Annotated in this window: 19 protein-coding genes; 8 read left to right on the top strand and 11 right to left on the bottom strand. The window is 60.6% G+C overall.

Annotated features, from left to right (window positions below; all coding sequences use genetic code 11):
• Positions 1–123 precede the first annotated feature (123 nt).
• Entirely contained in the window at positions 124–1,062 is a 939-nt protein-coding gene (locus FHP24_RS26710) for a threonine ammonia-lyase (RefSeq protein WP_139679299.1), read from the bottom strand.
• The gene (locus FHP24_RS26705; RefSeq protein ID WP_246091958.1) at positions 1,052–2,143 is read right to left on the bottom strand and encodes a succinylglutamate desuccinylase/aspartoacylase family protein; all 1,092 of its coding nucleotides are present in this window, start codon (positions 2,141–2,143) and stop codon (positions 1,052–1,054) included. Before FHP24_RS26705 ends, FHP24_RS26710 begins: the two co-directional genes overlap by 11 nt.
• Positions 2,144–2,275: 132 nt before the next feature.
• Here FHP24_RS26705 and FHP24_RS26700 point away from each other — a divergent pair, with 132 nt between their 5' ends.
• Positions 2,276–3,085: an IclR family transcriptional regulator gene (locus tag FHP24_RS26700; protein ID WP_139679298.1), complete on the top strand. Its 810-nt coding sequence runs from the start codon at positions 2,276–2,278 to the stop codon at positions 3,083–3,085.
• Between the two features lie 44 nt (positions 3,086–3,129).
• Here the strand turns inward: FHP24_RS26700 and FHP24_RS26695 are convergent, their stop codons facing one another.
• Genes FHP24_RS26695 through FHP24_RS26675 form a run of 5 tightly spaced genes read right to left on the bottom strand, consistent with a single transcriptional unit; the run spans position 3,130 to position 8,804 of the window.
• A complete protein-coding gene (locus FHP24_RS26695) occupies positions 3,130–4,131 on the bottom strand; it encodes an ABC transporter ATP-binding protein (protein ID WP_139679297.1) in 1,002 nt (333 codons plus the stop codon).
• A 28-nt stretch (positions 4,132–4,159) separates the two neighbouring features.
• Positions 4,160–4,978: a carbohydrate ABC transporter permease gene (locus FHP24_RS26690; RefSeq protein WP_139679296.1), complete on the bottom strand. Its 819-nt coding sequence runs from the start codon at positions 4,976–4,978 to the stop codon at positions 4,160–4,162.
• Positions 4,975–5,859: a carbohydrate ABC transporter permease gene (locus FHP24_RS26685; protein ID WP_139679295.1), complete on the bottom strand. Its 885-nt coding sequence runs from the start codon at positions 5,857–5,859 to the stop codon at positions 4,975–4,977. The genes FHP24_RS26690 and FHP24_RS26685 overlap by 4 nt, the downstream gene beginning before the upstream one ends.
• Positions 5,860–5,911: 52 nt before the next feature.
• Positions 5,912–7,246, bottom strand: coding sequence for an extracellular solute-binding protein (locus FHP24_RS26680; protein WP_139679294.1), 1,335 nt, complete (start codon positions 7,244–7,246; stop codon positions 5,912–5,914).
• A 37-nt stretch (positions 7,247–7,283) separates the two neighbouring features.
• Complete coding sequence (locus tag FHP24_RS26675; protein ID WP_139679293.1) at positions 7,284–8,804, bottom strand: putative N-acetylmannosamine-6-phosphate 2-epimerase; 1,521 nt, start codon at positions 8,802–8,804, stop codon at positions 7,284–7,286.
• 189 nt (positions 8,805–8,993) lie between these two features.
• On the opposite strand from FHP24_RS26675, the gene FHP24_RS26670 reads away from it, so the two are divergent.
• A complete protein-coding gene (locus FHP24_RS26670; RefSeq protein ID WP_180356139.1) occupies positions 8,994–9,782 on the top strand; it encodes a GntR family transcriptional regulator in 789 nt (262 codons plus the stop codon).
• A 199-nt stretch (positions 9,783–9,981) separates the two neighbouring features.
• Here FHP24_RS26670 and FHP24_RS26665 read toward each other — a convergent pair whose 3' ends face one another.
• A complete protein-coding gene (locus FHP24_RS26665; RefSeq protein WP_139679291.1) occupies positions 9,982–12,261 on the bottom strand; it encodes a molybdopterin guanine dinucleotide-containing S/N-oxide reductase in 2,280 nt (759 codons plus the stop codon).
• Positions 12,262–12,281: 20 nt separating this feature from the next.
• The gene (locus FHP24_RS26660; RefSeq protein WP_210237874.1) at positions 12,282–12,974 is read right to left on the bottom strand and encodes an FCD domain-containing protein; all 693 of its coding nucleotides are present in this window, start codon (positions 12,972–12,974) and stop codon (positions 12,282–12,284) included.
• 165 nt (positions 12,975–13,139) lie between these two features.
• Between FHP24_RS26660 and FHP24_RS26655 the strand changes: the two genes are divergently transcribed.
• From FHP24_RS26655 to FHP24_RS26630, 6 genes are read left to right on the top strand one after another with little or no spacing between them, the layout of a single operon-like run.
• Positions 13,140–14,627: an ABC transporter substrate-binding protein gene (locus FHP24_RS26655; protein ID WP_139679289.1), complete on the top strand. Its 1,488-nt coding sequence runs from the start codon at positions 13,140–13,142 to the stop codon at positions 14,625–14,627.
• Between the two features lie 6 nt (positions 14,628–14,633).
• Positions 14,634–15,473 (top strand): ABC transporter permease, encoded by an 840-nt coding sequence (locus FHP24_RS26650; protein WP_139679288.1) that lies wholly within the window; start codon positions 14,634–14,636, stop codon positions 15,471–15,473.
• 4 nt (positions 15,474–15,477) lie between these two features.
• Positions 15,478–16,398, top strand: a complete 921-nt coding sequence (locus FHP24_RS26645) for an ABC transporter permease (protein ID WP_139679287.1) — start codon at positions 15,478–15,480, stop codon at positions 16,396–16,398.
• Positions 16,395–17,744 carry a M20/M25/M40 family metallo-hydrolase gene (locus tag FHP24_RS26640; protein WP_139679286.1) on the top strand — a complete coding sequence of 450 codons (1,350 nt, stop codon included), beginning with the start codon at positions 16,395–16,397 and terminating at the stop codon, positions 17,742–17,744. The genes FHP24_RS26645 and FHP24_RS26640 overlap by 4 nt, the downstream gene beginning before the upstream one ends.
• Positions 17,741–18,727, top strand: coding sequence for an ornithine cyclodeaminase family protein (locus tag FHP24_RS26635; RefSeq protein WP_139679285.1), 987 nt, complete (start codon positions 17,741–17,743; stop codon positions 18,725–18,727). Before FHP24_RS26640 ends, FHP24_RS26635 begins: the two co-directional genes overlap by 4 nt.
• 25 nt (positions 18,728–18,752) lie before the next feature.
• Entirely contained in the window at positions 18,753–19,574 is an 822-nt protein-coding gene (locus FHP24_RS26630) for a sulfurtransferase (RefSeq protein WP_139679284.1), read from the top strand.
• A 52-nt stretch (positions 19,575–19,626) separates the two neighbouring features.
• Here the strand turns inward: FHP24_RS26630 and FHP24_RS26625 are convergent, their stop codons facing one another.
• A complete protein-coding gene (locus FHP24_RS26625) occupies positions 19,627–20,328 on the bottom strand; it encodes an SDR family NAD(P)-dependent oxidoreductase (RefSeq protein WP_246091957.1) in 702 nt (233 codons plus the stop codon).
• A gap of 24 nt (positions 20,329–20,352) precedes the next feature.
• Complete coding sequence (locus FHP24_RS26620; protein ID WP_139679282.1) at positions 20,353–22,197, bottom strand: ABC transporter ATP-binding protein; 1,845 nt, start codon at positions 22,195–22,197, stop codon at positions 20,353–20,355.
• Positions 22,198–22,251: the final 54 nt, after the last annotated feature.

Below are 22,251 nucleotides of genomic sequence, written 5' to 3'. Positions count from 1 at the left end.
CATTTCGGGCGTTTTCCGCCTCTTGTCGGTATTGACCGATCAGGTCCGCTGCCTCAGGCAGCGATGTCGGCGATCGCGTTCCGCATCATCGCGGTGCGCATCGTCATTTGGCCTTGACGCTTCTCAGGCGCCGAGGCCGTCCACGCCGGCGCCACAAACCAGGCCGGCAATTCTTTCTCCTTTTTGCGCTTTCACAGCACCCGACATCAGCGCGGCAAGCGAGGCCGCCCCACTCAGGTCGGCGGCAATGCCGAATTCCAACCACAGGAGTTCGGCAGCACGCTGCATGTCTTCGTCTTCAATAAGAACGATGTCATCGACATGCTGGCGGGCGATCTCGTAGATGCTTTCGTCGGTACGGCCGCAGGCCATGGTGGCGACACGGGTGGTGATCTGCGGCAGGCGCACCACCTTGCCGGCAGCAAAAGAGGCATGCAGCGTCGGCGAGCCGACCGGCTCCACACCGATGATGCGGGCTTTCGGGTTTGTCGCCTTGATGATCTGCGACATGCCGGTGATCAGTCCGCCACCGCCGATCGCAACGATATAGAGATCGACATCCGGCACCTGTTCCAGCATCTCGACCGCCACAGTCCCCTGTCCCGAAACGATCGCATCGTCGGCAAATGGGTGCATGTAGAAGGCGCCGCAATCTTTGGCGAAGGCCTGTGCCGCCTCATGCGCTTCGTCCCATACGGAGCCTGAATAGCGGACGTCGGCCCCCCATTTCCTGAGCTTCTGCTCCTTGATCGGGCTGGCATTGGTCGGCAGGAAAATCGTCGCCGACACGCCTGACTGGCGTGCCATATAGGCGGTTGCCAGTCCATGGTTACCGCCCGAGGCGGCCACGAGCCCGTTGGCGAGCTGTTCGGGCGCAAGTGTTTTTACCCGGTTGACGGCGCCCCGGATCTTGAATGAGCCGCTGACCTGGAGGCACTCAAGCTTCAGGTGGAATTCCTGCGGAAGCTCCGCTCCGGCGCAATGGGAAAGCCGCAACATGGGTGTCTTGCGGATGAAAGGCTTGATGCGCTCGGCGGCGGCCCTGATGCTCTCAACGCTCATGGCCGGCCTCCTCTTCAACCAGTGCTTCGGGATATTCGTTGGCAAGGACGAAACAGCAATTGCCGGGGCGAACGCGGCCGGGCTGACGCTTGGCGAAGACTACGCCGTCGATCGGGTGGTACAGCACCAACGGCTCGCGTTGCGGCGTACGCAGGAAGTGGATCCGGCCAGCGATATCGCCCTTGTTCACCACGGTTCCCAGTTCGGTGATCGGCTCGAATACGCCATCCTCATCCGAGATGATGTAACCTTCGGCCCCCGGAACCTTGAGGACGCGCGCATTGGCACTCGCCGGGATCTCGACCTCGCCCTGCAGGACGCCGGCATGTTTGAGGACATTGCGGATGCCGCGGCGGCATATAGCCAGCGCATCCTGGCTGACGAGACCCCCGCCGGCCATTTCGCTGCCGATGACGATCAGGCCCTGAAGGTTGGCTGCGGCAGTCGAGGTGCGGGTCTCGCCGAGATTGTCGACCATCACCACCGTAGGCGCCCCGAACGCGAGCGTCGCCCTGATGTTGCGGCGATGGCCGTCAGGCGTCGGTGACGGTTCGATGATGGCGCTTGGGAGGATCATCAGCGAGGAGCCGCCGGAATGCAGGTCGAGGAAGTAGTCGGCGATCGGAAACAGGCAGTCGTTCACATAGGCCGCGATCTGGTTCGTCAGCGTTCCGTTGAAATCTCCCGGAAAACTGCGGTTGAAGTTGAGCCCGTCGACCGGGGAAGTCCGCGTTCCAGCCTCGACGGCGCGCACATTGATGGCGGGAATGGCGATGATGCGACCACGGATGTCGGCGGGATCGATCTCGCGCAGCAATTCGCCAAGCGCGATCGGGCCTTCATATTCGTCACCGTGATTGCCAGCTTCGATCAGCACCGTCGGGCCTTCGCCATTCTTCACGACGGCGAGCGGCACCTGAACCGAACCCCAGGCATCATCGTGGGGTGACTGCGGCACATTGAAATAGCCGATCTGCTTCCCGTCGCGGTCGAGATCGATTGAGGTGAAGACGCTGTTGCGCCGAGGTGTCGCCACCTTGCGAACGGCCTGACCGGCCTTCATCGCTGTCAGATTTGTCATCGCGCCCACTCGTCTTTTTTCTCGTTGAGGCGAGTGTGACAGTTTTATATATGGAGTCAAGTTTGCATATGAAACAAATGACAATATGGTCGGAACTTTAATATGGTTGCAGTGAAGACAAGGATTCGACCGATGAACGAAACCGCAATCGAGGCGGGAAAACCTGCATATTCGGCCCCTGCACTGACAAAGGGGCTGGAGGTTCTGGAGCTTCTTGCGGAAGCGCGCAACCCGTTGACCATGAAGGAAATTGCCGATGGTCTCGGCCGCTCGAAGAGCGAGATTTTCCGGATGCTCGTTGCCTTGCAGGAACGGGGATACATTACCCGCGATCCGGAGACGGATGCCTATTGCCTGACCGACCGGCTGTTCAAGCTCGGCCTGCATACGCCGAGCGCGCAGGACCTGATGACGGCGGTCATGCCTGAACTTTCCAGGATTGCCCATGACACAAGCCAGTCGCCGCACCTTGTCGTGATCAATCATGGCCTGACGGTCGTGACGGCGGCCGTGCCTGGAGGCGATGACATGTCGTTTACCCTGCGGCTCGGCTATGGCCGCCTCGCCTCGGATTCGACTTCCGGCCAGGTCATGCTCGCCTTCCAGGCGCCCGACATGGCTGAGCGTATCCTCGGAGAATGCGATGCCCATGCGACGTCGCCGGTCGACAGGGCTGCGTTGTCGGCCCATCTGACGCGCATACGCGACCGGGGCTACGAATTGCGCGAAAGCCGCGATTTCGTTGGCATTACCGACATCTGCTGCCCGATCCTTGGCGCAGACGGCAACGCCGTGGCCGCGGTCATCATCGCCTACGTCAATCGTCACACCCGGGAAAGCCGACATGAGCACACCGTCCACGTATTGAAGGCGGCCTGCGATCGCATATCCGCCAAGCTGTCTAACCGTGTTCGACCGCCGGGTGAGCTGTTACCCGACTGAGAGCAGACGAAGTCGGCGCCTGCGCAGTTCTTGCCGTGAGAGCGTCAGCGCAACGCCTTGCCCTCGTGATCGAACCTGTAAGTGAACCCCTCTGCCGGGGAGAGATTGATCTTGTCGCCGGCCTTGACGGACGGCGCACCGGCCATGCGCACAACGAGAGAACCCGCCTCGCCGCAAAGCACATGCACGTGGCTTTCGGCGCCAAGATTTTCGGTGAGCTCGACCGAGCCCTGCCATGTCCCTTCGCCCTCGACGATCCTCAGATGTTCAGGCCGGATACCAATGGTCTCAGCACCCATCGCAGCCGCGATCCGGCCTCCGATGCGGTTCATCTTCGGAGCGCCGATAAATTCGGCGACGAACAGGTTGGCAGGACGCTCGTAGAGTTCCTGCGGAGTTCCCACCTGTTCGATCACCCCGTGATTGAGCACGACGATCCGGTCCGCCATCGTCATCGCCTCGACCTGGTCGTGGGTGACGTAGATCATCGTGCTTTCGAGCTGCTGGTGCAGCTTCATGATTTCGAGGCGCATGCTTCCGCGAAGCGCTGCATCGAGATTGGACAGCGGCTCGTCGAACAGGAATGCCGTCGGGTTGCGCACGATCGCGCGACCGATTGCGACGCGCTGGCGCTGGCCGCCCGAAAGCTGCGAAGGGCGACGTTCGAGAAAGCGGGTGAGATCGAGAACACGGGCAGCGTCTTCAACTTTAGCCGCCGTCGAAGCCTTGCTCTCGCCGACCATTTCCAGCGGAAAAGCCATGTTCTGGCGTACGGTCATGTGCGGATAAAGCGCATAGGACTGGAACACCATGGCCAGGCCCCGCTCGCCGCAGGGTGTCATGGTGACATCCTTGCCCTCGATGCTGATCCTGCCACCGCTGGTCTCCTCCAGTCCGGCGATCAGGCGCAGTAGCGTCGACTTTCCACTGCCCGAAGGACCGACGAAAACGACGAATTCGCCCTTGCCGATCTCCAGATTGAGAGAGGGAATGACGGTATTCTTGCCGAACACCTTGTTGACACCGTCGAGTGTGATCTGAGCCATGGTCAATCCGTTTCCCTGTCCGTCCGGCTCAGCCCTTGACCGCGCCTGCGGTCATGGATCCGGTCAATTGTCGATAGATGAGCATGCCGAGTACCGCAGGCGGCAGCGCACCGAGGATCATCACCGCTGACGCCACGCCCCATTGCACGCCCCCGCCGCTGGCGGAAAAGAAGAACGAGGCCCCGACGGTGACGGGCACGGCGTTGCGTGTCGTCAGCATCAGGCCGAACAGATATTCGTTCCAGGCGGTGATGAAGCCGAAGATGAAAGCGGTTACGACCGCCGGTCGGATCACCGGGCGCACGATACGCCTCAGGATCACAAACGCGCCGGCACGGTCCATGCGGGCGGCCTCGTCGATCTCCGTCGGCATGTCAGAAATGGCATTGACCATCATCATCAGGCTGAGCGGCAGATTGACGATGGTGAGGATCAGCCCGAGGCCAAGACGGGTATCGAGCAGCCCGACGAACTGGAACATCATGTAGAGCGGGATGGCGAAGACCACCAGCGGCACTGCGCGCAGGTTTGCCACCAGCGGCAGGAGATGGCGGCGGCCGGTGCCGGTGCGCACGATGGCATAGGCTGCCGGAAGCGTCAGAAGCAGTGCCAGCAGCGAACCTATGAGTGCCGCGACAGTGCTGTTAAGAAGATAGGCGTAGATATTGAAGCGGCTGGTATCTGTCAGCACTCTGGCGTAATTGGCAAGCGTCGGCGCCTGGATGATCAAGCCGGGATTCATCGCGATTTCCTTGGCGCTTTTGAAGGAGGTGATCAGCGTCACGATCACCGGAAAATTCATGGCGAAGGCGGCGACCGCGAAAACGATCCAGCGAAGCGCGTTCATGCGGCCATCCTCCTACGGTCCAGTTGGGCTTTGAGCACGGCGGCGCCATAAAGCACGACCAGCGAGGCCAGGAACATCAATACCGAGGCGGCAACCGCCTGGCCGATCTGTCCGCCCTTGAAGAAGGATTGGTAGATATAGATCGACAGCGACATGGTGGAGCCACCTGCACCTGCTCCGGTGAGCCCAAAGACATTGTCGAACACGCGAAAACCGTCGATGAAGCGGATGCCGAGTGCGATGGCGATCGTCGCCTTCATCATCGGCAGCTCGATGCGCCACAGAATCTTCCATGCAGTGGCCCGGTCCATCGCTGCAGCCTCGCGAATTTCCGCAGGTATCGAGATGTAGGCGACATGAAACAGCAGAAAGGCGAACGGCGTCCATTGCAGCACTTCGACCACGACCAGTGTCCAGAAGGCATTGTTGGCATCGAGAAAGGCCGGGCTGGTGCCAAACCAGAGCGTCAAGTAATGGGGCAGCGGTCCGGCAAATTCATGCAACACGAGGCGATACATGAGGCCGACCATCGATGGCGCCACCATCATCGGGAGCATGATGAGAGCCAGTGTCCAGCCATGGCGGCTGACAATCGGCGAAAGAAATATGGCGAGTGCCAGGCCAAGCCCGCACTCGATGATGGCGGTCAATACGCCGAAGCGAAGTGAAAACCAGCAGGCAGCCCAGAATTCGGGATCGGCAAGCACCACGCCGAAGTTTCTGAAACCCACGATTTGGGGTGCCCGCATGGTCTGGAAAGTGACGTCGGACAATGCGTAGACGATGTCGACCAGGGCCGGGAAGCTCAGGAAAACGATCAGGAAAGCAACCAGAGGCGCCAGAAGAAGCCGCCCTTCGCGTTGCTGTGGGGTACTGTGCATGATGCCGTCCGCAAAGGTTTGCCCAGGCGACAAGACGCCTGGGCGTTGACGCTTACTTCTTGAGCAGATCGGTCATGGTCCGGGTGGCTGCAGCTAGCGCCTCATCGAGGCTTTTCTGGCCTGCCCAATAAGCGGTGAATTCCTTGGCCTGGGCTTCATAGACCGACAGCGCACCGGCAGACGTGGCCCCGTTCATGACATAGCCATAGGCGCCGGCGAACTCACCGAGCTTGACCAGATCGGGGCGGTCCGCTGCGATTTTAGCAACGACATCCGGTGCGAGAGCCGGAGAACCGCCAGCCTTGGCGTAGGCAAGGGCGGCATTTTCCGACGCCAGCCACTTCAGGAAGCGAACCGCGCCTTCCTTGTGCTTGGAGCTCTTGTTGAGGCCCAGTCCAAGGCCGTGGATGTGGTCCTTGCGGCCTTCGGGACCGGATGGCGGTGCGACGACGGCGGTGTCTTCCGCAACGGCGGGAGCCGTGTCCGGGTTCATCAACTCACCCGCTGCGGCATTCCACTGCAGTGCGGTGGCAATCTGACCCGAAGTCCAGGCGGCGTTGGTCTCGGGATATTCGTAGCTGAGCGAATCCTTGGGCGTAGCACCCGCGTCATAGAGTTTCTTGTAGAGCTCGAGGCCGGTGCGGTAAGCCTTAGAATCGACTGTTACCTTGCCGGAAGCATCCGTCCAGTCTGCGCCGTAGGAGCGCGGCAGGGACTGGAATACCATCATGTTGAACAGCAGGTTCTTCATCTGCAGCACGGTGCCATAACGCACTGGGCTGTCCGGATTGACTGCCTTGGTGAAATAGAGCGCCGTCGCTGCCCAGTCGTCCCAGTTCCACTGGTCGGGATCCTTGGGGGCGAGTTCCTTGCCGAGGTATTTCTTGGCGATTTCCGCATATCTGGCCTTGGCCGCGTCGTCGGCCATCAGCGCGTCGATCAGGTCCTTACGGTAATACATGAAGTGCAGCGAAAGGTCGGTCGGAACGCCATACTGCTTGCCTTCGAACTGCATGGTTTCCAGAATCGGCTTGCCGAACACCTTCTCGGCGTCGGTGCCCAGATCGACCGGCTCCATGAAGGGCGCGTAACGGCCGATGGAATAGGTGGCGATCAGGTTGATGTCGAAGGCGTCCGATCCGGCGGCGAGGTCTGCCTGCAACTTGTCGTAAAAGCCGTCGCGGTTGAAGAACAGGAGCTCGACCTTGTCGGTGTCGGCCGTGTTAGGGAGCGCGTTATAGACTTCTACTGCGGCACGCAGAGCAGTTTCTTCCGACCCGCCGGGCCAGCCGAGCACGGTCACTTCTGCCGATGCCAGGCCTGGTAGCGCTGCGGTGGTGAGGAGGGCCGCCACACCGGCGGCCATGAGGCTGCGAAATGTTGTCATGATGGTTCTACCCTTCCGGAGATTTGTCGGTTTTTCTTCAAGTCTTCTTATGTGTCAGTACGAGATCGGCAATCCCGACGATGCCGGCGCTGGCGCCGAGCTTCGCGGCCCGCAGCTCGGGCATCACGGGCGGGGCAAGAGCGGTGATTTCCGCCCTGACCCTGTCCATGAAGCCCGTGGCGAGGCCAACGCCTCCGCCGATGACGATCCGTGCGGGGTCGATCGCCAATTGGATGTCGCAGCAGAGCCGCGCAAAACGACGGGCGACGCCGTCGATGATGACGCCTGCCCATTCCTCGCCGTTCACAGCCGCGTCGAAGACCGCTCTCGGCTCGCCGGAATGGCCAAGACGTTCTGCCTCGGCTGCGATCCACGGACCACAGACGCGGCTTTCAAGCGGCAGGCTGCCACCATCGGGATCGCGCATTTGTCCGAAATGGCCGGCAATGCCGCCGAGCAGCGTTCCGTTGGAGACGATGCCACCGCCAAGGCCGGTCGAGACCGTGATGAAAACGAGATCCGAGCGATCTTCGGAAGCCTTGTACTCGCCCCAGGCAGCAGCCTGTGCATCGTTGGCCGCGACCACCGAGGCGCCGAAGATTTCTGCAGCGCGGATTTCCAGCGCAAACTCGCCTTCGATGCCGAGTGTTGCTTTGTTCATTGCACGCCAGCGTCCTGCCCGCACCGCACCCGTCACAGCAATGCCGACAGCACCATAGCTGCCCTTCCAGTCGCGGGTAGCCGCCGCGATCGCATCTAGCCAGCCTTGCGGAGAGCCCGAGCGATCCGTCTGGATCGATACGGTTTCGATCACTTTACCATCCTGCACCAGCGACGCCATGGTCTTGGTCCCGCCAAGATCGATTGCGAGCACGACCGGGCGTGCAGCAGGGGCATTAACCTCACTCAACGCCTCTCTGAACCAGGCGGTCACATGTTCGGTGCGCGTAATGGCGGAACCGACGACCACACAGGCCGCACCGGCGCGAGCGGCGGCCTGGGCCTGTTCGGGGGTGCGGATACGCCCTTCTGCGATCACGTTTGGCGTCAGTTCCCGCAGAGCTGCGACAAGCGCGATGTCGGGATCGACCGGTTCCGGCCCGCCGGTATAACCGGACATCGTCGAGCCGACGAAATCGACGCCGACGGATAGTGCATGGCGCGCATCCTCGACGCAGCTGCAATCGGCCATGGACAGCTTTCCGGCGTCACGCACCGCCTTCGCCAACGCCGCCACGCTTGCCGGGCGAACACGGTCGGTTGCGTCGAAAGCGATGATGTCGGCGCCCGCATCGGCAAGCGCCGTCACGTCGTCGAGAAAGGGCGTGATGCGCACCGGGCTGTCATCGAGATCGCGCTTGATGAGGCCGATAATGGGGGCGTCGGTTGCTGCGCGAACGGCTGCGACGTAACGCGCCGATTCGATGCGCAGTCCGGCCGCCCCAGCGGAAAGAGCCGCAAGTGCAAAAGCGACGACATAGGGGCTGTCGTCCATCACACCGCCGGGTACGGGCTGGCAGGAAACGATAAGGCCATTCTTGAGAATTTCAGTAAGCACGTTTACCACACCCTTTATCAGCAAGGCACACGCTAAGTGAAATAATACCAGATGACAACCAGTATCCCGGCACTGTCTGCAAACTGGGCTTGGCGCGACCGAGCGGGACTTGAAACTTCATCGGAATTTTCAGAGAACTAGACGACATGCCAGCTGCAACCGCCTTGGATTCCAATGAGGTCATCCTTCTTGAGCTCGAAACTGCCGCAGGACATCGGAGAGGCCACAACCCCGAGAGACGCGCTGCTCGACCGTCTGGCCATCAGCCTTGGAGGTTCGAACGACCATTCGCCTATCTATATGCGGCTCGCAATGGCGCTTGCCGATGCGATCGATGGCGGACATCTGGGCCGCGGACGCAGCCTGCCGAGCGAGCGGCTGCTGGCGGAGCGCCTCAACATCTCGCGCGTCTCGGTGCGCCGTGCCATCGCCGAGCTTGAAGGCGAAGGCCGGGTCAATCGCCGCCACGGCGCACGAACGGTGGTCCAGACGCGCGTCCGCAAGGATCTTCCCAACCTCACCGGTTTTTCCGACGAAATTCGTGCGCGTGGCATGGAACCAAGCTTTTCGTGGATTTCGCGTGGCACTGTCATCGGCACGCTTCACGAAACGATGGCGCTTGGCCTACCGGTGCAGACAGAGGTCATTCGCCTGATCCGCGTGCGCCATGCCGACGGCATTCCCATTGCGCTGGAACGGGCCGTCGTGCCGAAGTCTATCTTGCCGGACGCCATGCTGGTCACAGACTCGCTCTACGCGACATTGGCTTCGCTCAACGCCCGGCCACATCACGGCTTCCAGCGTATCCGCGCCGATGTGATGTCGGTTGCCGAAGCCGAACTGCTACAGGCAGCCCCGCAGACGCCGATGCTGGTGGCCGAACGTCGTTGCTTCCTCGAAGACGGCCGCGCCATCGAGTTCACGGAGACACGCTACAACGGCAAGGTCTACGACTTCATCTCCGATCTGCATTTATAACGTGGCCATCTCACCATGCAAACCAGTTGCATACCATTTTGAGCGCTGGTTTATCATTGCTCGACGCGTGCCATCCACGACGGACGGCCGCCATTTTCGCAGTCGGGCAACCAGTGCCTATCAACACTCACGTCTTCGAATGCCCAGAAACGCCTATCCCGTCTGTGGTACCGAAGCTATCGCCCGGCCTTGAAGGTCATTAGCGATCGATTCTAGGGTGATTGAAAGCCTCAACGGCGCCAGCGTACTCATCTTCAATCTTTCTAACACTGACAAGACATGTTTGGGCGCTGCAGCCCTGCGACAGGGATGACGACGGCACATCCAGCGTCAAGGCATTGGGATTGCCGTGACGTTCCAGATTGCGTTCGTAATCCATGTCGAACCACGCACCAGTCGAAAGCCTGACGACGCCCGGCATGATCGCATCGGAAATTAAGACAGCAGAAATGAGCCGGCCGCGCTGGTTATGAATTTCGACGAAATCTCCGGCACTCAGGCCGCAACGCTCCGCGTCCGTGGGATTCATAAGAACCGGCTCACGGCCCTTCACTTTCCCGGCCTTGCTGTAAGGGCTGGCATCCAGCTGGCTATGCAGGCGTCGCACCGGCTGGTCGGAAATCAGATGGAACTGATCGTCGCTCTCCCGATTACCCAGCCATTCCGGCGGCTCGAACCACGTGGGATGGCCGGGGCAGTCTGGGAGGCCAAAGCCGTCGACCGTCTCGGAGAATATCTCGATCCTGCCGGACGGCGTTGGAACCGGGTGTTCATCCGGCGCATCCCTGAACTCTTGCAGCATCACGACGGGCCAGGCGTCAGGCTTGAGATCGAAAATACCGTCCTGCCAGAACTGGTCGAAACTCGGCATCTCGACCTTCTTTTCGAGGGCGTTTGCAGAGGTTGCACCATACAGCCGCCGCAGCCAGCCTTCCTCGTCGAGATTTTCGGAAAAGTTGATGCCCATACGCAGCGCCAGCCCACAGAAGATATCGAAGTCGTTGCGCGCCTCGGCAAACGGCTCAGACACCTTGCGCATGGCAACGATCAAATCCTCACCGCCGGAAGAGGCGATATCGTTGCGCTCCAATGGAGTGGTCACCGGCAGGACGATATCCGCAAGCTTGGCCGTCGGCGTCCAGTAAGGTTCGTTGACGATGATCGTCTCCGGCTTTTGCCAGGCCTTCAGCAACCGGTTGAGATCCTGATGATGATGGAACGGGTTGCCGCCTGCCCAGTAAACCAGACGGATATCCGTGTAGGTATGTTGCTTGCCGTTGTAGGCGAATGTCGCGCCCGGATTAAGCAACATGTCAGTGATCCGCGCCACCGGAATGAACGCCTTGACGGGATTGTCCCCTTGCGGAAATGCACCCGACTTGAAGCGGACATTGTCGTGACCGACGGAATTTAACGCGCCGTATCCGACCCCGAAACCACCGCCCGGCAAGCCGATCTGCCCCAGCATCGCGGCCAGCGTCACCAGCATCCAGAAGGGCTGCTCACCATGGACGGCACGCTGCAGCGACCAGGAAATATTGAGCATCGTTCGATGACATGCCATCTCGCGGGCAAGCGAAGCGATGCGATCGGCATCGACGCCACAGATTGCAGCGGCCCATTCCGGTGTCTTGGCTGTCCCGTCCGTGTTGCCCGTCAGGTAGGCAGCGAAACGGTCATATCCGACGCAATGGCTGCTGAGAAAATCCAGATGCGCCAGATCTTCGGTGTGAAGAACATAGGCAAGCGCCAACATCATCGCGACATCGGTATTCGGACTGTTTGCGATCCATTCGCTGTCGACCGGCATATTGTCGGAAACCGGACCGATATTGATGAAGCGCGTGCCCTTCTTCTCCATATCGAGCATGCCCGCCACCACGCGGTGCCGCCCTGCCCCACCGGCTGACATCTGGGCATTCTTGACCGGCACACCGCCGAAGGTAACGAAAAGCTCGGTATGCTTGGCCATCACATCGAAGGATGTATGCCGATCCAGCAGGAATTCGGTCGAGCCGATCGCGTGCGGCAGGATCACCCGCCCGGCAGCCAGACTGTAATTGTCGACCGACGAAACATAACCGCCGATCAGGTTGAGAAAGCGGTGAACCTGGCTCTGGGCATGATGGAAACGTCCAGCACTCGCCCAACCATAGGAGCCGCCGAAGATGGATTCATTGCCGTGGTCGCGCCGCACCCGGTCCAGTTCGGCCGCAAGAAGATCAAGAGCGGTATCCCAGTCGACTTCGACAAACGGTTCGCGCCCGCGCAAATGCGGATCGGCGCCTGGTCCTTTTTCGAGCCAGCTCTTACGGATCGATGGCCTGCGGACCCTCACATCCGTCAGGTCCTTGGCTGTCATATGCAGCCCGATCGGAGACGGATCGGGATCCTGAGCGAAACCTTCAAGTCTCAGCTCCGACTCATCGGTTTTCACTTCGTAGACGCCCCAATGGGCTGCTGTGAATGTCTTACCCATGGGTGACGTCCGCCTTCTACCTACTTGACCGGAACCGGCTGCGCCTCGCGCCGTTGCAGCGCCTCTATGACGATACGCGCTCCATCCTCGATCGCATGCTCGATGGCTTCGCGAGCCGCGACGGCTCTACGCTCATGCAGCGCAATCAGCAGATCCTCGTAATTATGATGATCCCCATTCCCCGACTGGGTCTCCGGATAAAGATAGTTGAACCCCGGGCCGGCCTTCAGCCACAGCAGTTCGATGACGCCGAGAAGCGTCGGCATACGGGCGGCGGAATAGAGGACGAAGCGGAATTCCTTGTTCAGCGTCAAAGCCAAGTGCTGGTCCTTGTCAGCCTTTGCCGCAAGATATCGCTTGAGCAGGATCTTCATCGAAGCGATCTCCTCAGTCGTGATCTGCGACGCCGCATTAAAGGCCGCAAGCCCTTCCACCGATTTGCGGATTTCGGAGATTTCCGAATATTGCGCCACCGTCATCGTCGGCACCCTGAAGGATTGCGCAGGCTCGGCCGTCAGAACGCCTGATGCGGCAAAGCGCACCAACGCCTCGCGCACGGGCGTGATGCTCATGCCAAGCGAATCCGCCAACTCCTTGGTGACAAGCCGGGTGCCCGGCTCCAGCCGCCCTTCGATGAGAGCTGCGCGAATCTCGTCTTCCACATGCGTCACCAAGCTCTTTCGGGGAGCCGCATTGAACAAAGCTGTACTCACTTGGACCTCACCCTTGGAAAAATTGCCCGTTTTTTGACGCCGAATCGAAAATGCCCATATCTTGCCCATCGAGAATATATCATATATCTTAGAAAACAATAATTGCCCTGTCGGACAAGATCGACAGGGTATCAGATACCAACTCCAGAGGAAGTGAAGGCCACCATGAAAAGACTTGTTGCCATTGCGCTCGCTGCATCCATGCTGCTGCCGCTCTCAACGGCCATCGCTTCGGCTGCCGACATTGTCGTCGGTCGCGGCGCTTCGACCACTGCGATGGATCCCGGCTTCCTCAAGGAAAGCGCGACGATCGTTGACAACATCTTCGATACGCTTGTCATGCGCGACAAGGAGATGAAGCTGGTTCCGGGTCTCGCAACGTCCTGGACAGCGATTGACGACACAACATGGGAATTCAAGCTGCGCGACGGCGTGAAATTCCACAATGGCGAAGCGATGGATGCTGAAGCGGTCAAGTTCACTATCGACCGCGTTATCGATCCCGCCGCCAAGTCCCCGACGGTCTCCTATATCCGCACCGTGGAAAGCGTCGAGGTCGTCGATCCGCTGACCGTGCGTATCAAGACCAAGGGCGCTGACCCCCTCTTGCCAACTCGCATGAGCCGTTACCCGGCCTATATCGTGCCGCCGAAATACGTGAAGGAAGTCGGCAACGACGTCTTCGCCCGCAAGCCGGTCGGCACCGGCCCCTACAAATTCGTCGAATTCGTTCCCGACCAGCACGTCATCCTCGAAGCCAACAAGGATTACTGGCGCGGCGCACCATCGATCGACAAGGTGACATGGCGCGCTATCCCGGATGGCACGGCGCGTATCACCGCACTTCTGACCGGCGAAGTCGATCTGATCGAGAACGTCCCCGTCGATATCGCTCCAATGGTCAAGGACAGCCCGGATACGGATCTCGTCCAGGTCAAGAACGGCGGTCTCACCATCTATCTCGGTCTGGTGATGAGCGAAAAGCCGCTGGATAACGTAAAAGTCCGTCAGGCGCTCAACATGGCGATCGATCGTCAGTCGATCGTCACCAACATCCTGCAGGGCATGGCATCGCCGCGCGGAACGCAGGTCGGCGCCGCCGACTTCGGCTACAAGGATTTAGCCGTCACGGCTTACGACCCGGCCAAGGCAAAGGCGCTGCTCGCCGAAGCCGGCCTTCCGGACGGCTTCTCGATCAAGATGCAGTCCACCCATCGCTACATGAAGGATAGCGAAGTCGCCCAGGCGATTGCCCAGCAGTTCGGCGATATTGGCGTCAAGATCGATCAGGAAGTGCTTGATTGGTCCGTCTATACCCAGCAGGTGCCGCGCAAGGGCCCGATCTTCATGCTCGGCTGGGGCTCTACCCAGACGCTTGATGCGGATGCTGCCGTCTACGCCATCTTCAAGACCGGCGAGCCCTATTCGACGGCCTCCATTCCCGAAATGGACAAACTGCTCGACGAAAGCCGCTCGATCGTCGACCCGGCAAAGCGCGAAGCGGTTCTCGCCCAAATCCAGGATCTCGCCGCCGAGCAGGTCCCGGTCATCCCGCTCTATCAGGAAGATGCCCTTTACGGTAAGGCTAAGTCGGTCACCTTCGAAGGACGTCCGGACGCCCGTATCCCGATCTTCGACATCAAGAAGCAGTAATCGCGCATGACACGGTTCTGGAATGTCAGGGACAACGCCGATGCGATATTTGCCACGTTCCTTCTGATCGCGGTTCTGGCGCTTTGCGTCCTCGTGCCTCTCCTCTGGCCGATCGACCCGGTGCGCGGAACCCTGACCGCGACATTCAAGCCGCCGCTCTCCGTCATCGGCGGAGAGCTTCATCCTCTGGGAACAGACCAGCTCGGGCGAGATCTTCTCGCCCGTCTCGGGCTTGGAACGGCGATCTCGCTGTCCATCGTGCTTGCGGCTTCGGTCATCTCCGTCGTGCTCGGCACGACGCTCGGCATGATCGCCGGCTATTACCGCGGCTGGTTCGACATCATCATCATGCGGGCTGTCGATGTGCAGCTCGCCATCCCCTTCATTCTCCTGATCCTGCTCATCGTTGCCGTCATCGGCCCGAGCATGGGCAATCTCGTCATTGTGCTCGGCGTCACCGGCTGGGCGGTCTTTGCACGCGTTGCCCGTGCCAAGACGCTCGAAATCCGCGAGCTTGAATATATCGATGCGTCGCGCTCGATCGGCCTGTCCAACATGGTCATCATCTTCCGCCATGTCCTGCCTAACATTACCGGGCCGATCACGGTGCTGATGACGCTAGATCTGCCGCGCCTCATCATTCTCGAAGCCTCGGTCGGTTTCCTGGGCCTTGGCGTACAACCGCCGACACCCACCCTTGGCAACCTGATCGGCGAAGGCCGCTCCTTCATCCTGCTTGCCAACTGGCTGGTGCTCTATCCGGGCCTTGTCATCGGCGCGCTGGTGATCGGCTGCAATTTGATCGGTGACTGGCTCGTAAGACGTGCCGACAGCAGGAATGCTTAAAAACATGAAGACCTTGAGCTTTATCACCGGCCGCGCGCTTCAGGGCCTCGTCGTCATGTTCGGCGTCTCCGCCATCGTGTTTTTCGCCCTCTTCCTGACCGGCGACCCGGCAGCCCTGATGATGTCGCCGGATGCATCCCGCGAGGAACTCGAAGCCTTTCGTCAGGCCATGGGCTTCAACGATCCGATCTGGGTTCAATATGGGCGCTTTCTGGCAAGTGCCGTGACCGGCGAACTCGGCATGTCGCTGCGCTTCCAGCGCCCGGCGCTTGATCTTCTGATCGAACGCCTGCCGGCAACCGCACTTCTGGCGATGACCGCACTCGTCTGGAGTTCGCTGCTCGGCTTCCTGCTCGGCACGATCGCCGCCGTGCGCAAGAACAGCGCCATCGATTTCGCCATCCGGGTCATCTCGCTGCTCGGCCAGGCCATCCCGGTCTTCTGGCTGGCACTGCTGCTGATTATCTTCTTCTCGCTGAAAATGCGCTGGCTGCCATCGAGCGGCATCGGCTCGGCCTGGCATCTTATCATGCCGTCGATTGCGCTCGGCGCCTATTATCTCAGCGCCATCACACGACTGGTCAGGGCAAGCCTCATCGAGGTTCTCGGCGAAAACTATATCCGCACCGCCCGCGCCAAGGGCATTTCTTCCTGGCGTATCATCGTCCATCACGCGCTGCGCAACGCGCTGATCCCGGTCATCACCGTGCAGGGCATGTATTTCGCCTCGCTGCTCGGCGGCGCACTGGTGACGGAAATCATCTTCGCCTGGCCCGGCATCGGACGGCTGGCCGTCGAGGCGATCCAGAACCGCGATTTCCCCGTCGTTCAGGCCGTCGTTCTGTTTGCCGCAGCCGTCTTCGTCATCGTCAATTTTCTCGTCGATCTCGCCTATGTCTGGCTCAACCCGAGGATCAGGCTGTGACCACAGACGCCACCTTCGACGCGGCTCTCGACCTCACCCGGCAGTGGTGCGAAATCCGGTCGGTCAAGGGCAATGAACGGCAGATCGACCGACAGGCAGATGCCGTCGTCACCTGGCTGAAGACCGAACTCGGCGCCACCATCGTCTCGGCGGTATCCTCGAAGGGCCGGCCGCCGGTCATCCACGCCCGCCTTGATGTCGGCGCGCAAAAGACCGTCATCCTCTACAACATGTATGATGTCATGCCCGCCTCGCCGGAAGGCTGGTCTGTCGATCCGTTCAAGGGCGGCATCGTCGATCTGGAAGGCATCGGGGCAAGCTTCGTTGCCCGCGGGGCTGAGAACAACAAGGGGCCGCTCGCCGGCATGCTTTTAGCCGTCAAGGCTCTGGCGGATGCTGGAAAACTCCGCGTCAATGTCGAAATCCTCGTTGATGGCGAAGAGGAAAGCGGCAGCGGCGCGATGCGCGATTATCTCGCTGACCCCGATTGCCCTGTGCGCAAAAGCGCGTCTGCGATCTTTCCCTCTTTCTGCGAATATGGCGGCGGCGCGCCGCGCGTCTATCTCGGCTTTTCCGGCATCGCCAAGGGAGAGGTCCGGGTCGATGGTTGCGCATGGGGTGGCCCGAAAGCCGCCATCCATTCCAGCAACGCCCCGTGGATCGCTAATCCCGCAAGCCGGCTGGTCGAAGCCCTATCCCTGATCGGCAAGCCGCCAACCGGCGAACTGGCAAGGACCGCGATTGATGCGGAAGCCGCCGGGATCATCACGGATCTCGCAAAAGCTTTCGATCCTGCAGCCGAACTGCGCTTCCGCAAGACGGAATGCTTCTCTCTCGAAGGCGATGCACAGACACTGCTCGAACACGTCCTATCGACTGCATCCTTCAACATATCAAGCCTCGAAACCATGCCTCTCGGTACCGATGGCGTGATCCCGCATGGCGCACGTGCCGCTTTCGAACTGCGCACACCGCCCTCGCTCAACCCGGCGGATTTTTTGAGCCAGTACCGGACGGCACTCGAAAAGACGCCGGGGGCCATCCTCAACGTTGCCGACAGCTATCCCGGATTTCGTTTTGGCGCCGATGCGCCCGGCGTCTCGGCCCTCCTGAAAAGCTACGAGACAACAGCCAATGCCCCGCCCCAGATCTGGCCCTGGGCAATCGGCGCAGCCCCTGCTTATGCATTTGCGCGCCATGCAGGATCCTTCCTGCTCGCCGGCGCCGGTCGCGGCGGCCATGCGCATGGCATTGATGAGTTCATGACGCTCGAGGGTTTTCGGCGTTTCATCCAGTCGATCTCCCTCTGGCTCGAATACGTCGCAGACGAAACGGAGGCCGCGTGAACACCATCCGTCATCTCTCCCGCAAGGATGCGATCGAAGCGGGTGCGCTGCACTGGGCGGCCGCGGTCGAGGATATCCACGCCACAATCCGCCTTTTGCGCAGCGGCGAAGCCGGCATGGTCGCCGAAAGCGTCATGCCACTCGGAGCCGATCCCCGCAACAAGGCCTATGGTCTGCCAGCTTTTGTCGGCGGCGCTTATGATGCCGCCGGATTGAAATGGACGGTGCATCGGGGAGAACCGATCGGCGACCTTCCGAGCATCAGCAGCACGACCGTCATCAACCGCCTGTCGGACGGCGCACCGGTCGGCAGCGTCGAAAGCGCACTTCTGACCCACATGCGCACCGCAGCCGTCTCCTCAGCGGCGATCAAGGCCCTGAAGCCGACGGGCATGAAATCCGTTGCCCTGCTTGGCGCCGGCGCGCATGCGCAAACCCATCTCGACATGCTGCTTGCCCTGTTTCCGAATGTGGAAACCATCCAACTCTGGAACCGGACACGATCCCATCTCGATCCGATGATTGCGGAAGCCGGGCAAGACACAGCCACCCAGATCCTTCCTCATGCCGATTGGCATGAAGCGCTGACCGATGCGGATGTCGTCATCTGCTGCACGTCGGCACCACAGCCGTTTCTGGATAAATCCGCAGTGAGGCCCGGCCGGCTGATCATGCAGATCGGCTTTCACGAAGTCATGTTCGAAACGATCGCGGCAACCGATTTCATCACCGTCGATCTCTGGGGCGATTTTGCGAATAAGAGCGCCAAAAGCCTGTTCCAGATGTATCGCGCCGGACAGTTTTCACCCGAGCGTGTAGCAGCGGATCTGCCCGCCCTGCTGCTCGACGGCTGGCAACCGGACGCAGACGCATCGCTCTACTTCTCCAGTTTTGGTCTCAACGTTTTCGACATCGCCTTTGCCGCCCGCGTGCTGCGCCGGGCGAACACACTGAACATCGGCACTCTTCTGCCGTCCATATGATACGCATTCCCGAAAGGATCCGGCCATGATCATCACCGCCGCCGAACTCATCAAGCTACTTCCGGAAGGTAAGTTCGTTCCCGTCGACGTGCGTCCCGAAGCGGTATGGCGCGAAGCCACCATTCCCGGCGCGGTGAGCCTGAATGTCTATGACTATTTCATTCCCGAAAGTGACGAGGCGGGGATAACCGGCATGGCCGCCGGCGCTCGCGAAGCCTTCGACCGGCTGGGCCTCGGCGGTGATCGCATCCCGGTGTTTTTCGAGGAACAGACCGGCATGATCTCGCCACGCGGCCTCTGGTTCTATGAACTCGTGGGCCTCAGGGGCGGCCTTATCCTCGATGGCGGCATCCAAGCCTGGAAGGCAGAAGGCGGCCAAATTGCTTCAGGAATAGGCTTGCCGGACGTCATCGCGCAATCCGAAACAAAAGGTCTAAGCTTTACCCGTGAACTCGTCGCCTCGACAGATGACGTGCTGAATCACGCGGATCATGATGCCGATATCTTCGACGTCCGCCGAAAGACGGAATTCGAGGGCACGTTCCACCACGCCTGCTGCGCCCGCCCGGGCCGTATCCCGCATTCGCATTTCGCTTTCTACGAGGATGTGCTGAAAGACGGCAAATATCGCCCGGCCGAAGAAATCCGCCGGATCGCTGAAGCCGCGGGCCTGTCACCGGATCGGGAGGTCATCACCTATTGCCACCGTGGCGCGCGTGCCGCGACTGCGCTTTACGGCCTGAAACTCGCGGGCTTCGACAAGCTGAAGATCTATGTCGGCTCCTGGCATGAATGGGCCGGCAACGCCGCCCTGCCGATCGAAATCGGTCCGGCCGAAGAGGTGTAAAACCGCGTCAAGCCGGGCCGCAAAACGCGGCTCGGCAGACGACACCGGATTTTTAATAGCAGTCTTCGACGCTGTAATGCACCGGTATCTCGGCAATGCTCGCAGTCTTCGGCAGTTCGAGAACCATGTGCACGATGTTGGCAATGTCTTCCGGCTGGGTCAGCTCGGAACTGTCGCGGCTTGCCAGCGCATTGCCCATGTCGGTCGCAACGAAGCTCGGGCAGATGATCGTCGAACGAACACCATTTTCCTTGCCGCATTGGCGCAGACCATGCCCGAGCGCCACCGCCGCAAATTTCGACATCGCATAAAGCCCCGAGCCAGCCGATTTCACGCGCTTCCCGGAAAGCGACGCCAGCGTCACGATCCGCCCGTTCGGTGCGCCTTCTAGATGCGGCCAAGCCAGCTGGCTGAGACGCATCGGCGACTTGACGTTGACATTGAAGATCAGGTCGAAATCCGCGTCTTCGGCTTCCAGCACGGACTTCGGCGTCATGATGCCGGCATTATGCACCAATCCGTCCAGCCGGCCAAAACGGGTAATCGTCTCTTCTATCCATAACCGCTCGCTCTCGGGATCAAGCGCATCGAAACGGCAGACAAGCGCATTCGCATTACCGTTGAATGTCGAAGCCTCCGGATTCCTGACCCCGAGGCTGACCGCCCAGCCTTCGGATAACAGCTTCTCGGCAATCGAAGCACCGATGCCGCGCGATGCGCCGCTGATCATTGCCACACGGTTCGACACAGTCATCATTCAATCCCTTGCCAATTCACGTCATGCAGCCGCAGCGGCATTGCCCCATTCATCGCCCCAGGACTGGACGAAATGCCCCGGCGAAACCTCCATATGATCGCGCTTCGGCGGAACATAGGAAAGCGACCGGACGGGGCTCTTGATTTCCTCATTGCTCAAACCGCGACGAATACCCCGGCGGGCCGGGTCAGGGATCGGAACGGCAGCGAGAAGCCGCTTTGTGTAAGGATGCTGCGGGTTCTCGAAGATCGCCTGCCGCGGACCGATTTCGACGATCTCGCCGAGATACATCACGGCAACGCGATGGCTCATCCGCTCCACCACTGCCATGTCATGGCTGATGAACAGATAGGAAAGCCCCATGCTTTCCTGCAGGTCGAGCATCAGGTTGATGACCTGCGCCTTGATCGATACGTCGAGCGCCGACACCGCCTCGTCCGCGACGATGATCTGCGGCGCCATGGCAAGTGCACGGGCAATACACAGGCGCTGCCGCTGTCCACCGGAAAACTCGTGCGGAAAACGGCTCGCCATATCCGGCTGCAAACCGACCTTCACCATCAGGTCCGCCACCCGCTCGCGGGCATCGCTCTTGCTGGAGGCGATATGGTGCGCAAGCAGCGGTTCAGCCACCGCGTCGCCGACCTGAATGCGTGGATTGAGGCTGGCAAACGGGTCCTGGAAAATCATCTGGATATGCCGGCGCATGGCGCGCATATCCTGCCCCGTCAGGCCGAGTATCTCCTGGCCATCAAGCTTCACCGAGCCGGACGTCGCGTCCTGCAGGCGTATGATCGTGCGACCGGTCGTCGATTTGCCGCAACCGGACTCGCCCACCAGCGCCAGCGTTTCTCCGGCCTTGAGGTCGAAGGACACGCTTTCGACGGCGTGGACTCGGCCGGATGTGGAACCGAGAAACCCGCTGCCGATATCGAAACGCGTCACAAGATCGCGCACCTGCAGAAGCGGTACCGGTCCGGCAGACACGGTGTCTTTCACATCAGGCATCTCGACCGGCACGCCGGTCTCGACATCCACCAGCGGGAAACGGGCCGGGCCTGCCTCGCCCTGCATCGATCCGAGCTTCGGCACGGCAGAGAGGAGCGCTTTGGTATATCCACGCTGCGGCTGTGCAAAAATCTGCCCGGTCTCACCGCGCTCGATCGCCTCGCCCTTGTACATCACGAGCGTGCGGTCGGCGATTTCGGCAACGACGCCCATGTCATGGGTGATGAAGAGAACGGCCATGCCTTCTTCTTCCTGCAACAGCTTGATCAGCTCGAGGATCTGCGCCTGGATCGTCACATCGAGTGCCGTCGTCGGCTCGTCGGCGATCAGCAGCCGCGGGCGGCAGGCAAGCGCCATGGCGATCATGATACGTTGGCGCATGCCGCCGGACATCTGGTGCGGATATTCTTCGAGGCGTTTGGCGGCGGACGGAATCCGCACCTTTTCCAGCAGGCCGCGCGTTTCCTTCATCGCCTCCTTAAGCGACAGGCCGCGATGCGCAACCAGCACTTCGGAAATCTGGTCCCCGATCGTCAGCGACGGATTGAGGCTCGTCATCGGTTCCTGAAAGATCATCGCGATCCGGTCGCCGCGAACATCGCGCATCTTGCGCTCCGGCAGCGTTGTCAGCTCCTGGCCCTCGAGCGTCACGGATCCTTCGATCCGGCAGGTCTCGGGCGAATAGAGCCGCATGATCGACATGGCTGTAACGCTCTTGCCGGAACCGGATTCGCCCACCAGCGCCAGTGTCTCGCCCGCATGGATGTCGAAGGACACATCACGAACGACGGGAAGCCAAATGCCTTTGCGGCGGAAGGACGTTTTCAGGCCCGACACGGTCATCACGGGTGCGCTCATGGACGGGTCCTTTTTCTCTAAACTCAGGTCCGAAAGCAATAATTTGCCTCTTTA

This window comes from Aliirhizobium smilacinae (assembly GCF_006335145.1).
Lineage (GTDB): Bacteria > Pseudomonadota > Alphaproteobacteria > Rhizobiales > Rhizobiaceae > Neorhizobium > Neorhizobium smilacinae.
This window is presented reverse-complemented; position numbering and strand designations above follow the sequence as displayed.

Bases quoted from the DNA above. Each gene is read 5' to 3' on its own strand.
- FHP24_RS26710 (WP_139679299.1), bottom strand. From the start codon at position 1,062: ATGAGCGTTGAGAGCATCAGGGCCGCCGCCGAGCGCATCAAGCCTTTC.
- FHP24_RS26705 (WP_246091958.1), bottom strand. From the start codon at position 2,143: ATGACAAATCTGACAGCGATGAAGGCCGGTCAGGCCGTTCGCAAGGTG.
- FHP24_RS26700 (WP_139679298.1), top strand. From the start codon at position 2,276: ATGAACGAAACCGCAATCGAGGCGGGAAAACCTGCATATTCGGCCCCT.
- FHP24_RS26695 (WP_139679297.1), bottom strand. From the start codon at position 4,131: ATGGCTCAGATCACACTCGACGGTGTCAACAAGGTGTTCGGCAAGAAT.
- FHP24_RS26690 (WP_139679296.1), bottom strand. From the start codon at position 4,978: ATGAACGCGCTTCGCTGGATCGTTTTCGCGGTCGCCGCCTTCGCCATG.
- FHP24_RS26685 (WP_139679295.1), bottom strand. From the start codon at position 5,859: ATGCACAGTACCCCACAGCAACGCGAAGGGCGGCTTCTTCTGGCGCCT.
- FHP24_RS26680 (WP_139679294.1), bottom strand. From the start codon at position 7,246: ATGACAACATTTCGCAGCCTCATGGCCGCCGGTGTGGCGGCCCTCCTC.
- FHP24_RS26665 (WP_139679291.1), bottom strand. From the start codon at position 12,261: ATGGGTAAGACATTCACAGCAGCCCATTGGGGCGTCTACGAAGTGAAA.
- FHP24_RS26655 (WP_139679289.1), top strand. From the start codon at position 13,140: ATGAAAAGACTTGTTGCCATTGCGCTCGCTGCATCCATGCTGCTGCCG.
- FHP24_RS26650 (WP_139679288.1), top strand. From the start codon at position 14,634: ATGACACGGTTCTGGAATGTCAGGGACAACGCCGATGCGATATTTGCC.
- FHP24_RS26645 (WP_139679287.1), top strand. From the start codon at position 15,478: ATGAAGACCTTGAGCTTTATCACCGGCCGCGCGCTTCAGGGCCTCGTC.
- FHP24_RS26630 (WP_139679284.1), top strand. From the start codon at position 18,753: ATGATCATCACCGCCGCCGAACTCATCAAGCTACTTCCGGAAGGTAAG.
- FHP24_RS26625 (WP_246091957.1), bottom strand. From the start codon at position 20,328: ATGACTGTGTCGAACCGTGTGGCAATGATCAGCGGCGCATCGCGCGGC.
- FHP24_RS26620 (WP_139679282.1), bottom strand. From the start codon at position 22,197: ATGAGCGCACCCGTGATGACCGTGTCGGGCCTGAAAACGTCCTTCCGC.